Below are 14,563 nucleotides of genomic sequence, written 5' to 3'. Positions count from 1 at the left end.
CGATGTTCACGGTCAATTTGCCGCCGCCGTCAGTCCGGCGCGCAGATCCGCCAGGATGTCACCGATCCCCTCGATACCCACGGCCAACCGGACCAGGCCAGGTGTGACACCGGAAGCCAATTGCTCGGCGGGCGTCAGCTGGGAATGCGTGGTGGAGGCCGGGTGGATGACGAGCGAGCGCACGTCCCCGATGTTAGCGACATGGCTGTGCAGCACCAGCGCCTCCACGAACTTCTTGCCGGCGTCCACGCCGCCGGCCAGCTCGAAGGAGACGATGGCGCCGACACCCTTGGGCGCCAGCTGTTTGCCCCGCTCGAACCAGGGGGAGCCGGGCAGTCCTGCGTAGTAGACCTTCTCGACGCCGGGCTGCTCGGCCAGGAACTCGGCCACGGCCTGGGCATTGGCCACGTGCCGCTCGACGCGCAGGCTCAGCGTCTCGATGCCCTGCGCGATGAGGAAGGCGTTGAACGGCGACACCGCCGCACCCAGATCGCGCAGCAACTGCACCCGCGCCTTGAGTGCGTAGGCCGGCGCGCCGAGATCGGCGAACACGGCGCCGTGGTAGCTGGGGTCCGGGGTGGTGAAACCCGGGAAGCGGGACTCACCCGCCGCGTCCCGCACGGTCCAGTCGAAGTTGCCGCCGTCCACGATCACGCCCGCGACCGCGGAGCCGTGCCCACCCAGGTATTTGGTGGCCGAGTGCACGACGATGTCCGCGCCCAGTCGCAGCGGCTGGATCAGGTACGGCGTGGCGACGGTGTTGTCCACGATCAGCGGCACGCCCGCCGCGTGCGCGACCTCGGCGATGCCCGGGATGTCGAGCACCGAGCTGCTCGGATTGGCGACGGTCTCCCCGTAGAACGCCTTGGTGTTGGGCCGCACGGCCGTGTGCCACTGCTCGAGATCGTCCGGATCCTCGACGAAGCTGACCTCGATGCCCAGCTTGGGCAGCGAGTAGTGCAGCAGGTTGTAGGTGCCGCCGTACAGGTGCGGGCTGGCCACGATGTGGTCGCCGGCCTGCGCCAGATTCAGGATCGCGTAGGTTTCCGCGGCCTGACCGGAGGCCAGCAACAACGCGGCCACACCGCCCTCGAGCGCGGCGATACGCTGCTCCACCGCGTCCTGGGTGGGGTTCATGATGCGGGTGTAGATATTGCCCGGCTCGGCGAGCCCGAACAGCGCGGCGGCGTGATCGGTGTCGCGGAAGGCGTAGGAGGTGGTCTGGTAGATGGGCAGGGCGCGGGCTCCGGTGGCCGGATCGGGAGCCTGTCCGGCGTGAATCTGCTTGGTCTCGAAGGACCAGTCGGCCGGATCCAGGGTGCCGTCAGCCGAGACGGCCGCGGGCGCGGTCGAGTCACTCATGTGTTCTGCTCCAAAAACAAGGTCGCCGAATGGCGGAAGTTTGACGTTATCGAGATGCGAATGGGCTTCGACAACAACACATTTCGGTAGACCTCCTAGTTGCGCTTGCGTTCGGCCTTCGAACGCCGGGTCTGCACCCGGAGCACCCCACCGCAGCTGGAGGGTTGCCGATCAGCAAGCCGGGGCCTTAACGCTGATGCTCTTGACCTGTCGCGCGATTCTAGCGGGCGGACGCCGGTGTTTCGGAAGTGGGGCTGGCCACAGCGGGCCCCGCGCAGGTGCGCACGAATTCGTGATACGCGCCGACCACGGCCTCCGCCATGCGGCGCGGTGACTCGATCAGGCGCTCGTCGGCGAAGCCGGAATCGAAGTCCGATTCGGTGCCGGCCCGCATGATGGCGTGGAAGGTGCCGAGCAGCAATCGAACTCGCAGATCAGCGACGGTGGTGCCGAGGCGTTCGGCCAGCACCTGTGCGGTCTGCTCGGTCTTGTTCTCGGTGGCGGCCATGCTGCACGCCCGCACCGCGGCGGTGGACCGGATGATGCGCTGCATCTGCTGGAACCAGCGGAAGGGCAGCGGTTCGTCGTGGTCGACGACGCGGTCCACGATGGACAGGAAGCTGTCCAGCAGCGCTTTCAGTTCATTGCCGCTGCTCGGCTGCTCGCGCAGGGCGTCCGCGTGTGCCCGCGCCCAATCGGCGATGGGCGCGATGACGATGTCTTCCTTGCTGTCGAAATACCGGTTCACGGTGCGCGGCGAGACGTCGGCCTCGTCGGCGATCTGTTCCACGGTGGTGGCGTCGAACCCCTGGTCGTCGCACAGCCGCAGGGCGACATCGATGATCCGCGCCCGGGTCTGTTCCTTCTTCCGCTCACGCAGGCCCGGCCGGTGACGTGCGATCACACCGAGGTGAGTTGACAACTCCGACATGCCTCCATGGTAAGGGTTCGAACGCTTCTCGTGTCCCATTATGCCAACTGTCGCAGTGCGACAAATTTCTCTTGACGCCAATTGGCCGCAGGGGTCAAGATGGTTGGGAGTGATCCCGGACCGTCCGTGAGGAGACGACATGACCGCCGCGACCACAACACTCGAAGACCGATCACAAAGCTCTGACCGGCGCGGAGCCGCGCGCTGGTGGGCCCTGGGCGTACTCGCCATGGCCCAGCTGATGGTGGTGCTGGACGCCACCATCGTCACCATCTCCATGCCGTTCGCCCAGCGTGACCTGGGCATCAGCGACGGCGACCGGCAATGGGTGCTCACCGCCTACACGCTGATCTTCGGCGGCCTGCTGCTGCTCGGCGGCCGCCTCGCCGACTACCTGGGCCGCCGGCGCATGTTCCTGATCGGCCTGGTCGGCTTCGCCGGGGCGTCGGCGCTGGCCGGGCTCGCGCAGAACGGCGCGGAACTCTTCGCCGGGCGCGGGCTGCAGGGCGCGTTCGCCGCCCTGCTCGCGCCGGCCGCGCTGTCGCTGGTGTCGGTCACCTTCACCGAGGCCAAAGAGCGTGCTCGCGCTTTCGGCGTCTTCGCGGGTGTGTCCGCGGGTGGCGCGGCCATCGGCCTGATCGTGGGCGGCGCGCTCACCGAATACGCCAACTGGCGCTGGTGCCTGCTGGTCAACACCCCGATCGCGCTGATCGCCTTCCTGGGCGCGCTCGCCTTCGTGGTCCGGGACGTGCCCGCACCGCGCACCGGCGGCTACGACCTGCCCGGCGCGGTGACCGCCACGCTCGGCCTGGTCTCGGTGGTCTACGGCTTCAGCCGCGCGGCCTCCGACGGCTGGACCGCGAGCACCACCCTGGCCCTGCTGATCGCGGGCGTCGCGCTGCTCGCCGCCTTCGTCGCCATCGAGCGGCGGTCCTCGAATCCGCTACTGCCGCTGCGTATTCCGGGGGAGATCAACCGGGGCGGCTCGTTCCTGGTGGCGCTGCTGCTGCCGATCGCCATGTTCGCCATGTTCATCAACATGAGCTACTACTTCCAAATCACGCTGGGCTGGTCGGCGCTGAAGGCGGGGGTGGCGTTCCTGCCCTTCCCGATCGGCATCGTCGTCTCCGCGGGCGTCGCGAGCGGGCTGCTGCCGCGGATCGGACCGCGGCCGCTCATGATCACCGGTTCGGTGCTGGGCATGGCCGGGCTGCTGTACCTGTCGCGGCTGAGCTTCGGGGACAGCTACGCCGGGGGCGTGCTGCCGGCAGTGATTCTCATCGCGCTCGGCATGGGCGGGCTGTTCGTGGCCATGCAGACCACGGCCCTGCATCAGGTCGAGGAGCGTGACTCCGGTGTCGCGAGCGCGCTGCTCAATGCCGCGCAGCAGGTGGGCGGCGCGATCGGCACCGCGCTGCTGTCGACGATCGCGGTGCAGGTGGCCGAGCGGTTCGCGAAGAACAATCCGGGCGTCGACCACGTGATGGCCCGGGCCGCGATTCATTCCTATGACATCGCGTTCCTGATCGGCGCGGGATTCTTCCTGGTGACCATTCCGATCATCGCGTTCATGGTGCGAGACAAGCCGGAGAATCTGCTCGAAGGTTCCGAGCACGTGCACGTGGGCGTCTGAACCACCGACTATTCACCCGCGGGTCGCGGCAACATATATCCCGCGGTCCGCGGGTTTGGGGGTTGCCGCGGGCCGCGGGTTTTCGCATCCTGGAAAGTGCGTAAAGTCACGCGAAAAGCTACTTATCGGTAACCGCACTGAATCCCGCACAGCGGGGGCCACCCGAGCGGTGAGATCGATAGCAGCAGTACGCTTGTCTTGCTTGACGCCACAGCGTACGTGGACTTGGCACCACAGGTCCCGTGCCGAGCGCCATGCGTATACGTTGTCTGTTGAACAGCTGGGGTCCGCTACAAGCGGTGCTCACCGGCCGTGCAATGGGAGCACCACCTTCCTAGGAGGACACGAAGATCCATGTCCAAGATCAAGGTTGAAGGGACCGTCGTCGAACTCGATGGCGACGAGATGACCCGGATCATCTGGCAGTTCATCAAGGACAAACTGATCAACCCGTATCTCGATGTGAACCTCGAGTATTACGACCTCGGCATCGAGTATCGCGACAAGACCGATGATCAGGTGACCATCGACGCCGCCAACGCCATCAAGAAGCACGGCGTGGGTGTGAAGTGCGCGACGATCACCCCCGATGAGGCCCGCGTCACGGAGTTCGGTCTGAAGAAGATGTGGCGGTCGCCGAACGGCACCATCCGCAACATCCTCGGCGGCACCATCTTCCGCGCGCCGATCATCATCTCCAATGTGCCGCGTCTGGTTCCGGGCTGGACCAAGCCGATCATCATCGGCCGCCACGCCTTCGGCGACCAGTACCGCGCCACCGATTTCAAGGTGCACCAGGCGGGCACCGTCACCCTGACCTTCACGCCCGAGGACGGCTCCGAGCCGATCCAGCACGAGGTCGTCCGCATGCCGGAAGACGGCGGCGTGATCATGGGCATGTACAACTTCAAGGACTCGATCCGGGACTTCGCGCGGGCCTCGCTGAACTACGGCCTGCAGCAGAACTACCCGGTGTACATGTCGACCAAGAACACCATCCTCAAGGCCTACGACGGCATGTTCAAGGACACCTTCCAGGAGGTGTACGAGACCGAGTTCAAGGACGAGTTCGACGCGGCCGGTCTCACCTACGAGCACCGCCTGATCGACGACATGGTCGCCTCCGCGCTCAAGTGGGAGGGCGGCTACGTCTGGGCCTGCAAGAACTACGACGGCGACGTGCAGTCCGACACCGTGGCGCAGGGCTTCGGCTCGCTGGGTCTGATGACCTCCGTGCTGCTCACCCCGGACGGCCGCACCTGCGAGGCCGAGGCGGCGCACGGCACCGTGACCCGGCACTACCGTCAGCACCAGCAGGGCAAGCCCACCTCCACCAACCCGATCGCCTCGATCTTCGCGTGGACGCGTGGCCTGGCCCACCGCGGCAAGCTGGACAACACCCCCGAGGTGATCGGCTTCGCCCAGACGCTCGAGGATGTCGTCATCAAGACGGTCGAGTCCGGCCAGATGACCAAGGACCTCGCGCTGCTGGTCGGCGGCGACCAGGGCTACCTGACCACCGAGGAGTTCCTCGGCGTGCTGGACGCCAACCTGGCTCGCGAGCTGCGCTAGAAAAGAAGTTCCCTACTCTCGGGACTCTCAGGGGCAAGCCCCTGAAACCCCAAGGGCAAGAGGTTGTTCAGGGGCCACCCCTGAAACCCCGGGAGCGCAAGCTCCCACGCGCCGACCAACGTGAACAGCGCGAAGCGGTGAAGATGGCGGCCGGGACCACAGTCCCGGCCAGGACCATCCACCGCGCCACACGGGCACCTGCCCCCACCGGAACCGGTGGGTGGGCGGGTGCCCGAACTGTTTCCGGGGTCCTCCCGGGCCGTGATCACGAAACGTTCACACGGTCCTTGCCAGCATGGCCGCGTGTCAGCGGGTTAACGCACCCCGACCGGACGGTCAATACCCCTGTGACAGACGGGGTTCGGCCGCGGTACGCGCGGCGGCGAAGGAGGAGCGATGACGGCGATCGGTGGCGAGCTGCGCACTGTGGTGCGGGGCCGGGTGCTGGTACCCGGGGACGAGGGTTTCGAACAGGCGAGCATCCCGTGGAATCTCGCCGTGCGGCAGCGGGTTTGGGCGGTGGTGGAGGTCGCGGACGCGGCGGACGCCGCGGCGCTGGTGCGGTTCGCGGCGGCGGCCGAGCTGCCGCTGAGCACGCGGGCGACGGGGCACAGCCCCTCCTCGGCGGCGGACGGGACCGTGCTGGTGACGACCCGGGCGCTGGACGGGATCGAGATCGACGCCGCGGCACGGGTGGCCCGGGTGCAGGCGGGGGTGGCCTGGCAGCCGGTGCTGGAGCGGGCCGCCGCGCACGGATTGGCCGGAGCCTGCGGCAGTTCCGCGGTGGTCGGGGTGACCGGGTACACACTGGGCGGCGGTGTCGGCTGGTTCGCGCGCAGCCGCGGCTACGCCGCGCACGCGGTGCGGGCGCTGGAGGTGGTGACCGCGGACGGCGATCAGCGCCGGGTGACCGCGGACTCCGAGCCCGACCTGTTCTGGGCCCTGCGCGGCGGCGGTGGCGATTTCGGGTTGGTGACCGGCATGGAATTCGAATTGTTCGACGCGACCGAGCTTTTCGGCGGCCGCATACTGTGGCCCGCCGAGCGGACCGAGGCGGTTGTCGCGGCCTTCCGACAGGCCACCGCGGAAGCCGAAGAAGGACTGAGCCTTTGGCTGACTCTCCTGCAATTCCCGCCGTTCCCCGCGATTCCCGAGATGCTGCGCGGCCGGGCCATGGTGGCCGTGGACGTGGTCGCGCTGGGCGCGGTCACCGGTCCGCTGCGGTTGTTCGACGAGATTCCGGGTGCGGTGCTGGACACCCGGCGGCCGCTGGATGCCGCGCAGGTCGGCGGCGTCTGCATGGAGCCGACCGACCCCAGCCCGGCCCGGGTGCGCGGTGAGCTGCTCACCGAGTTCTCCGCCCGGGTGAGCGACGCGCTGCAGGCCGCCGCCGCGCCGCAGGGCGGGGTGGGGCCGCTCGCGCTGGTCCAGGTCCGGCACCTGGGTGGCGCGCTGGCCCGGCCGCGCGCCGACGCGGGCTGTGCGGGCGGGATCGCCGAGCCGTACCTGTTGTCGCTGCTCGGCCCCGCGCCGACCGCGGACGTCGAGGCGGCCGTCGTCGAGCGCGGTGACGCTGTGGTGGATGCGCTGCGTCCGTACCTCAGTGGCCGGAAACCGTTCACCTACTTGGATTCCGGTGAGACCCCGGCCGCGGTCTTCGATCCGGTCACGCTGGCGCGGTTGCTGGAGATCAAGGACCGGTTCGACCCGGATGGCTTGTTCCGCAGCAACTTTCCCGTCATTCCGCCGCTCGGCGAGGTGGATCCCAGCCGGGTCGCCGCACCGGTCACGGTCTGACCGGGGACCCGCGGGCCGCCCGCCGGGACCAGCGTCCCGGCGGGCGCGTGGCGTGGGCCGGCCCGTGATCCGGGCCGGTCGGTGAGTGAAATCACCGGACCTGACGGTATCGGGACCGTTCGCCACTGTGTTGCGCTTGGTTGTGCCCGAATCCGTGTCCGCCGCCACCACCGCATCCGCCGCCGACGAGATGAGCCCCGACGGGGTGCACCGTCCCGTCGGCGCCGCGCCCGAGGCTGTCAGCTTCGCGTCCGAGGCGGGGCCACGTGAGCGGTGGCATGTTCCCGCCATGCTGGCGCTGGCCCTGGGCGGGTTCGGGATCGGTACCACCGAATTCGTCACCATGGGTTTGCTGCCCGATATCGCCGGCTCCATGAAGGTCTCCGAACCGACTGCTGGACACATTGTTTCGGCCTACGCGCTGGGTGTGGTCGTCGGTGCGCCGGTGATCGCGGCGCTGTGCGCGCGGGTCCCGCGCAAGCGGCTGCTGATGGCGTTGATGGCAGCATTCACGCTGGGTAATGCGGCCAGTGTGATCGCGCCCGGCTTCGCGACGCTGACCGTGGCGCGGTTCGTCTCGGGTCTGCCGCACGGCGCGTACTTCGGTGTGGCGTCGCTGGCGGCGGCCTCGCTGGCGCCGGTGGGGCAGCGTGCCAAGGCGGTTGCCGCAGTTATGCTGGGTCTAAGCGCCGCCAATGTCGTCGGCGTTCCTGCAGCCACCTGGCTGGGCCAGAACCTCGGCTGGCGAAACGCTTTCGTGGTGGTCGCCGTGATCGGTATCGCGACCGTCGCCGCCATCTCCCGCTTCGTGCCGGACCTGCACGGCATTCGCATGACCGACCCCCGCACCGAACTGACGGCCCTGCGCCGCCCCCAGGTGCTGCTCACCCTGCTGGTCGGCGCCGTCGGCTTCGGCGGCATGTTCGCGGTCTACACCTACATCACCACCACTCTCACCGATGTGGCCGGCCTCCGCGTCGGCCTGGTTCCGCTGGTTCTCATGCTCTTCGGCCTGGGCATGGTCGCGGGCAATATCGCCGGCGGCGTCCTCGCCGACCGTGGCGTGGATCGCGCGATCCTCATCTCCCTGCTGGCCATGGTGGTGATCCTCGCCGGATACGTTGCGGCAGCGCACAATCCCTGTACCGCGGCCATTGGCGCCTTCCTGGTCGGTGCATCCGGCGCGGCCCTGGCCCCCGCCCTGCAGACCCGTTTGATGGACGTGGCCCACGACGCCCAGACCCTCGCCGCCGCCCTCAACCACGCGGCACTGAATATCGCGAACGCCGCAGGTGCGTGGCTGGGCGGCCTGGTGATCGCGGCGGGGCTGGGGTACACCGCGCCCACCGCCGTGGGCGCCGGTCTCGCGGTCCTCGGCACGCTGCTGTTCGCGGTGACCGTGGTTGCAGCGCGGCGCGGCGGTGCGCTGCCGCATTGACGCGGTGCGGCTGCTCTTTCAGCCGCTTCTCGTGGCCGGGGCGCTCGCGGCGACCGACGCCCGCGGCCGGACTCCGGCCCGCAACCCCGGCGCGAACATACACAGTTGTATGTAAGTGTAAGATCCTCCCATGACCAGCTCCGCCGTCTCGAAACCCCCGCGCCGCACCCAGGAGCAGCGCAGCAGTGAGACCCGGACGCGACTGCTGGACGCCACCATCGACTGCCTCGTCGAGTACGGCTACGCCGGGACGACGACGCCGCGGGTGGCCGAGCGCGCGGGCGTGACCCGGGGTGCGCAGGTGCACCATTTCGGTTCCAAGAGCGAGCTGGTGGTTGCGGCGATCAGTCATCTGGCGCAGCGGCGCACCGAGGCGGCCATGCAGGAGATCCGGCGGGTCCGCAGCGGCGACGATCCGATCGGCGCCACCCTGGAGGCCATGTGGGAGCTGCATCAGGGCCCGCTGTTCATCGCGGCCATCGAATTGTGGGTGGCCAGCCGCACGGATCGGGTGCTCGCGGTCGAGATGGAGAAGGTCGAGCCGTTCGTGAACAACGCGGTGCTGCTGGCAGTCGCGCAGTTGGTGCCGAATGAGCTGGACCGCAAGAACGTTCGCGATTTCGCCTACACCGCGATGGACACGCTGCGCGGAATCCTGGTGACCAACTTCATTTCTCCCGATCCCGAGCGGGCGCACCGGCGCTGGCTGCGGGCCTCGGCGCAGTTGCGCCTGGCGGCCGAGGCGCGGATGCCCGACTTCCGGATCGCCGGCGAATAGCTGATCGGTTCGGCCCGAAGGCCCTCGCCGCGGTGTGCGGCGGGGGCCTTCGACGCTCGCGCGGGTGGGGTCACCGCATCGGCGGTATGTCCGGGCGTGCCCGTCGGAGCTGCCGATCTTGTGCTCGATGCCGAGAATCGCGACTCCCTCTTGCCTACTTACATACAGCTTTGTATGTTTGTTTTCATTCCCCTATGTGAGGAGTTCGATGACGAACAAGGTCTACGTCGTCGGCGTCGGCATGACGAAGTTCGAGAAGCCGGGGCGGCGCAAGAACGAGGATGGCAGTGACTGGGACTACCCGGACATGGCCCGTGAGTCGGGGACCAAGGCCCTCGCCGATGCCGGAATCGACTACCGCGAGATCGAGCAGGCCTATGTCGGCTACGTCTACGGTGAGTCCACTTCCGGGCAGCGCGCCGTCTACGAACTGGGCCTGACCGGCATTCCGGTGGTCAATGTCAACAACAACTGCTCCACCGGCTCGACCGCGCTCTACCTTGCGGCACAGGCGATCCGGGGCGGGCTGGCCGACTGCACGCTGGCGCTGGGCTTCGAGAAGATGCAGCCGGGCTCGCTCGGCTCCACCTGGGACGATCGCGAACAGCCCATGGCGCGCCACATCATGGCGCTCGCGGAGATCTCCGAGGTGCTCTTTCCGGTGGCCCCGTGGATGTTCGGCGCGGCCGGGCGCGAGCACATGAAGAAGTACGGCACCACCGCCGAGCACTTCGCCAGGGTCGGGTACAAGAACCACAAGCACTCTGTGAACAACCCGTATTCACAGTTCCAGGACGAGTACACACTCGACGACATCCTGGGCTCGCGCATGATCTACGACCCGCTCACCAAGCTGCAGTGCTCGCCGACCTCCGACGGGTCCGGCGCGGTCGTCCTGGCCTCGGAGGAATTCGTGGACCGCCACGATCTGTCGCGGCAGGCGGTCGAGATCGTCGGCCAGGCCATGACCACCGACTTCCAGTCCACCTTCGACGGCAGTGCCAAGAACCTCATCGGCTACGACATGAATGTCCGGGCGGCGGAGAAGGTGTACGCGCAGGCCGGGCTCGGCCCCGAGGATTTCCAGGTCATCGAGTTGCACGACTGCTTCTCAGCCAACGAGCTGCTGCTGTACGAGGCGCTCGGCCTGGCCAAGGAGGGCGAGGCCGGACACCTCATCGACTCCGGCGCGACCACCTACGGCGGCAAGTGGGTGGTGAACCCCTCCGGCGGGCTCATCTCCAAGGGACACCCTTTGGGCGCAACGGGTTTGGCGCAGTGCAGCGAGCTCACCTGGCAGCTGCGCGGCGCCGCCGACAAGCGGCAGGTCGGCAACGTCACCGCCGCCCTGCAGCACAACATCGGGCTCGGCGGCGCGGCCGTCGTCACTGCCTACCAGCGCGCCGACCGCTGATCGGCACCCTCCATCCCCGACTACGAAGAGGTAATCCCGTGGGACACATCGAAGCTTCCAAGGACCTGACCGCCTCGCCCGACGGCCTGTGGGCCGTGGTCTCCGACCCGCAGACCTGGGACAAATGGTTCTCCATCCACGAGCGCTGGATGGAGGAGCCGCCGGCCGTGCTGGCACCGGGCGCGAAGCTGACCGCCAAGATCATGATGCTCGGCATGGCCAACAAGATCGAGTGGGTGGTCGAGAGCGTCGAGACCCCGAACAGGCTGGTGCTCAGCGGCACCGGCATGGCCGGGGTGAAGGTGCAGTTCGCCTTCGACATCACCCCCGAGGGCGCGGGCAGCCGCTTCTCGGTGTCCGGTGATTTCGAGGGCGCGCTGATCAAGGGGGCGCTGGGCAAGGCGGTGGAGAAGGACGGCCTCACGCAGCTGGACAAGACTCTCGCCGCGCTCGATGCGCTCGCCACGGCGGCCTGACGGCGAGGCGACGCACGAGATGACTTCCACCGCTGTCGAATTCGATGAGTCGGGACTGGGCTCGTGGTCCGACGAGGAGGCGTTCGAGGTCACGCGCGAGCGGATCGCCGAATACGCCGCGGCCACCAACGATCCCATTCCCGCGCACCTGAAAGGCGATGCGGCCCCGCCCGTCTTCGCCATCGTGCCGGTGTTCGAGGCCATGATGATGCCGGTCGTCGAGGTGGCCCCGATGAACATCTTCGGGCGGGTGGTGCACGGGGAGCAGGACTTCCACTTCCACCGGCCCATCCGGCCCGGCGACAAGCTGGTGTCGCGAGCCAAGGCCATCGGGTTCGAGGGCAAGGACAACGGCTCGACCATCACCATCCGCATCGAATGCCGTTCCGAGGCCGGTGAACTGGTCAACGAGCAGTATCTGACCGCGTTCTTCCGCAATGTCGACGCGGGCAAGCAGGCGGGCGAGCAGGCTCCGGCGCACCGCTTCGATCCGGCACTGCTGGAGCGGGAGCCGCTGGCCACGGTGGCCGCGCACGTCGACGCCGATCAGACGTACCGGTATTCGCCCGCCTCCGGTGATCCGGTGCCGCTGCATCTGGACGATCAGGTCGCCCGGGACGCCGGCCTGCCCGGCATCATCGCGCACGGGCTCTGCACCATGGCCATGTCGTCGTGGGGGGTGCTGACCCAGGTCGCGGGCTCGGATGTGGCTCGGCTGCGACGGTATGCGGTGCGCTTCGCCAAGATGGTGTTCCCGGACGACGACCTGGAGACCCAGATCTGGAAGGTCGGCTCGGCCGACGGGGTCACCACCTACGCCTTCCGCACGGTCCGCGGCGACGACACCGTCCTCAGCGACGGCCTGGCCGAAATTTCCGACAACTCGTAGGGAGACATTCATGGGTGCACTTGACGGACGGGTCGCCATCATCACAGGAGCCGGCCGCGGGATCGGCCGGGAACACGCGCTGCTGTTCGCGCGGGAGGGTGCGGCGGTCGTGGTGAACGACCTCGGCGGCAGCAATGCCGGTGAGGGCGCGGACAGCGGCCCGGCACACGAGGTCGCGGCCGAGATCCTCGCCGCAGGGGGGCGGGCGATCGCCAACACCGACAGCGTGGCCGATTGGCAGGGCGCGAAAAACCTGGTGGAGCAGGCGGTGTCGGAGTTCGGGCGGCTGGATGTCGTGGTGAACAACGCGGGCATCCTGCGCGACGCCTTCCTGGCGGGCATGGACGAGTCGCAGTGGGACGCGGTGCTGGCCGTGCACCTCAAGGGGCACGCGGCGGTGTTGCGGCACGCGGCCGGGTACTGGAAGGAGCAGTCCAAGGCGGGCAATCAGCCGGTCGCGGCGGTGATCAACACCGCGTCCGCGTCGGGCACCACGGTCCCCAATGCGGGGCAGGCGAATTACGGTGCGGCCAAGGCCGGCATCGCCGCGCTCACCCTGGTGGCGGCCGATGAGCTGGCCCGCTACGGCGTGCGCGTGAACGCCATCGCGCCGATCGCGCGCACCCGGCTCACCCTGGCCACGCCGGGCATGGGCGAGATGATGGCCGCGCAGCAGGCCGGTCTGGAAGAAGGCGAGTTCGATGCCTTCAGTCCGGCCAATATCTCACCGCTGGTGGCGTATCTTGCCACCGAGAAGTGCCCGATCACCGGCAAGGTGTTCGGGGTGCAGGGTGGCGCGATCTCCGAACTGGCGGGCTGGCACGACGTGAAGACGATCGAGACCGAAGGGCCCTGGTCCATCGACGATATCGCCGGTCGACTGCCGTAATCAGGAAGGCGGACAACGATGTTCGAATGGTCCGAGACCGATGAGCTGATCCGCGGCGCGGTGCGGAGCTTCATCGACAAGGAGGTGCGCCCGCACCTCGACGCCCTCGACAGCGGCGAGATGCTGCCGTATCCGATCATCCGGAAGCTGTTCGCCGAGTTCGGCATCGACGCGCTGGGCTCGGAGACGGTCGCCAAACTGCTCGCCAAGCAACGCAAGCGGGAGGAGGCACTCGCAGCCGGGGAGTCGCTGCCGGAGAAGAAGGCGAAGACCGGTGGCGACGGCGGGCCCTTCTCCGGGCAGGAATCGCTGATGGCGGTGCTTGTCAGCGAGCTTTCCGGGGTGTGCCTGGGGTTGGTCACCGCCATGGGCGTGAGCATCGGTCTCGGTGCTACGACCATCCTCTCGCGCGGCACCCTCGCTCAGAAGGAACGCTGGCTCGCCGACATCGTGACCATGAAAAAGGTTGCGGCCTGGGCGATCACGGAGCCGGACTCCGGGTCGGACGCCTTCGGCGGGATGAAGACCTACGTCCGCCGCGACGGTGACGACTACATTCTCAACGGCCAGAAGACCTTCATCACCAACGGTCCCTACGCCGACACCGTCATCGTCTACGCCAAGCTGGACGAGGGCGACGGCACCCCCGAATCCAAGACGGCCGCGGCCAAGCGCGACCGCAAGGTGCTGACCTTCGTGCTCGACAAGGGCATGGAGGGCTTCACCCAGGGCAAGCCGTTCAAGAAGATGGGCCTGCACGCCTCACCCACCGGCGAATTGTTCTTCGACAATGTGCGATTGAGCCGGGACCGGCTGCTCGGCGAGACCGAGCAGCACGAGGGCGGCGACGGACGGGAAAGCGCCCGTTCGAGTTTCACCGCCGAGCGCATCGGCGTGGCCTTCATGGCGCTGGGCATCGTCAACGAATGCCACCGGCTCTGTGTGGATTACGCCAAGACGCGCAAGCTGTGGGGGCAGGAGATCGGCCGCTTCCAGCTGGTCCAGCTGAAACTGGCCAGGATGGAGATCGCCCGGATCAATGTGCAGAACATGGTCTTCCACGCCCTGGAACGCTCCCGCGCCGGCAAGCCGCCGACGCTGGCCGAGGCCTCGGCCATGAAGCTGTACTGCTCGGAGATCGCCACCGAGGTCGCCATGGACGCCGTCCAGCTCTTCGGCGGCAACGGCTACATGTCCGAGTACCACGTCGAACAGCTGGCCCGCGACGCCAAGTCGCTGATGATCTACGCGGGCAGCAACGAGATCCAGGTGACCCACGTCGCCAAGGGACTGCTCGCCTATTAGGCGCGCATGAAGTCCGGGGCCGCCACCAGTCGCCGGTGGCGGCCCCGGACGCCGGGCTCGGCGCGTTCGAAGTAGCGAT

General features: G+C 68.0%; 12 protein-coding genes and 1 riboswitch. Of the genes, 10 read left to right on the top strand and 2 right to left on the bottom strand.

Features of this window, described 5'->3' with window-relative positions; genetic code table 11:
• Positions 1–12: 12 nt before the first annotated feature.
• Positions 13–1,362, bottom strand: coding sequence for a bifunctional o-acetylhomoserine/o-acetylserine sulfhydrylase (locus AB0L60_RS00400; protein ID WP_364605252.1), 1,350 nt, complete (start codon positions 1,360–1,362; stop codon positions 13–15).
• A gap of 96 nt (positions 1,363–1,458) precedes the next feature.
• Positions 1,459–1,570, bottom strand: a riboswitch (SAM riboswitch).
• 12 nt (positions 1,571–1,582) lie between these two features.
• Positions 1,583–2,293 carry a TetR family transcriptional regulator gene (locus tag AB0L60_RS00395; protein ID WP_364605250.1) on the bottom strand — a complete coding sequence of 237 codons (711 nt, stop codon included), beginning with the start codon at positions 2,291–2,293 and terminating at the stop codon, positions 1,583–1,585.
• Positions 2,294–2,432: 139 nt separating this feature from the next.
• On the opposite strand from AB0L60_RS00395, the gene AB0L60_RS00390 reads away from it, so the two are divergent.
• The 10 genes from AB0L60_RS00390 to AB0L60_RS00345 all read left to right on the top strand — a co-directional run bounded on the left by AB0L60_RS00390 (position 2,433) and on the right by AB0L60_RS00345 (position 14,484).
• Positions 2,433–3,926 (top strand): MFS transporter, encoded by a 1,494-nt coding sequence (locus AB0L60_RS00390; protein WP_354830240.1) that lies wholly within the window; start codon positions 2,433–2,435, stop codon positions 3,924–3,926.
• Between the two features lie 354 nt (positions 3,927–4,280).
• The gene (locus AB0L60_RS00385) at positions 4,281–5,498 is read left to right on the top strand and encodes an NADP-dependent isocitrate dehydrogenase (RefSeq protein WP_354830238.1); all 1,218 of its coding nucleotides are present in this window, start codon (positions 4,281–4,283) and stop codon (positions 5,496–5,498) included.
• 396 nt (positions 5,499–5,894) lie between these two features.
• Positions 5,895–7,295, top strand: coding sequence for an FAD-binding oxidoreductase (locus tag AB0L60_RS00380; protein ID WP_364605247.1), 1,401 nt, complete (start codon positions 5,895–5,897; stop codon positions 7,293–7,295).
• 289 nt (positions 7,296–7,584) lie between these two features.
• Positions 7,585–8,733, top strand: coding sequence for an MFS transporter (locus AB0L60_RS00375; protein WP_364606675.1), 1,149 nt, complete (start codon positions 7,585–7,587; stop codon positions 8,731–8,733).
• A gap of 130 nt (positions 8,734–8,863) precedes the next feature.
• Positions 8,864–9,511 (top strand): TetR/AcrR family transcriptional regulator, encoded by a 648-nt coding sequence (locus AB0L60_RS00370; protein ID WP_354830235.1) that lies wholly within the window; start codon positions 8,864–8,866, stop codon positions 9,509–9,511.
• A gap of 208 nt (positions 9,512–9,719) precedes the next feature.
• Positions 9,720–10,925 carry a lipid-transfer protein gene (locus AB0L60_RS00365; protein WP_364605244.1) on the top strand — a complete coding sequence of 402 codons (1,206 nt, stop codon included), beginning with the start codon at positions 9,720–9,722 and terminating at the stop codon, positions 10,923–10,925.
• A 38-nt stretch (positions 10,926–10,963) separates the two neighbouring features.
• Positions 10,964–11,401 (top strand): SRPBCC family protein, encoded by a 438-nt coding sequence (locus tag AB0L60_RS00360; RefSeq protein ID WP_364605242.1) that lies wholly within the window; start codon positions 10,964–10,966, stop codon positions 11,399–11,401.
• Positions 11,402–11,420: 19 nt separating this feature from the next.
• Positions 11,421–12,290: a MaoC/PaaZ C-terminal domain-containing protein gene (locus AB0L60_RS00355; RefSeq protein WP_364605240.1), complete on the top strand. Its 870-nt coding sequence runs from the start codon at positions 11,421–11,423 to the stop codon at positions 12,288–12,290.
• Positions 12,291–12,300: 10 nt separating this feature from the next.
• On the top strand, positions 12,301–13,179 hold the full coding sequence (locus AB0L60_RS00350; RefSeq protein ID WP_364605238.1) for an SDR family oxidoreductase: 879 nt from the start codon (positions 12,301–12,303) through the stop codon (positions 13,177–13,179).
• An 18-nt stretch (positions 13,180–13,197) separates the two neighbouring features.
• Positions 13,198–14,484 (top strand): acyl-CoA dehydrogenase family protein, encoded by a 1,287-nt coding sequence (locus AB0L60_RS00345; RefSeq protein ID WP_364605236.1) that lies wholly within the window; start codon positions 13,198–13,200, stop codon positions 14,482–14,484.
• Positions 14,485–14,563 lie beyond the last annotated feature (79 nt).

It is taken from the genome of Nocardia sp. NPDC051981 (assembly GCF_040680715.1).
In the GTDB taxonomy this organism is placed as follows: domain Bacteria; phylum Actinomycetota; class Actinomycetes; order Mycobacteriales; family Mycobacteriaceae; genus Nocardia.
The sequence above is the reverse complement of the archived record's forward strand: the minus strand, read 5'-3'. Positions and strand labels throughout refer to the sequence as shown.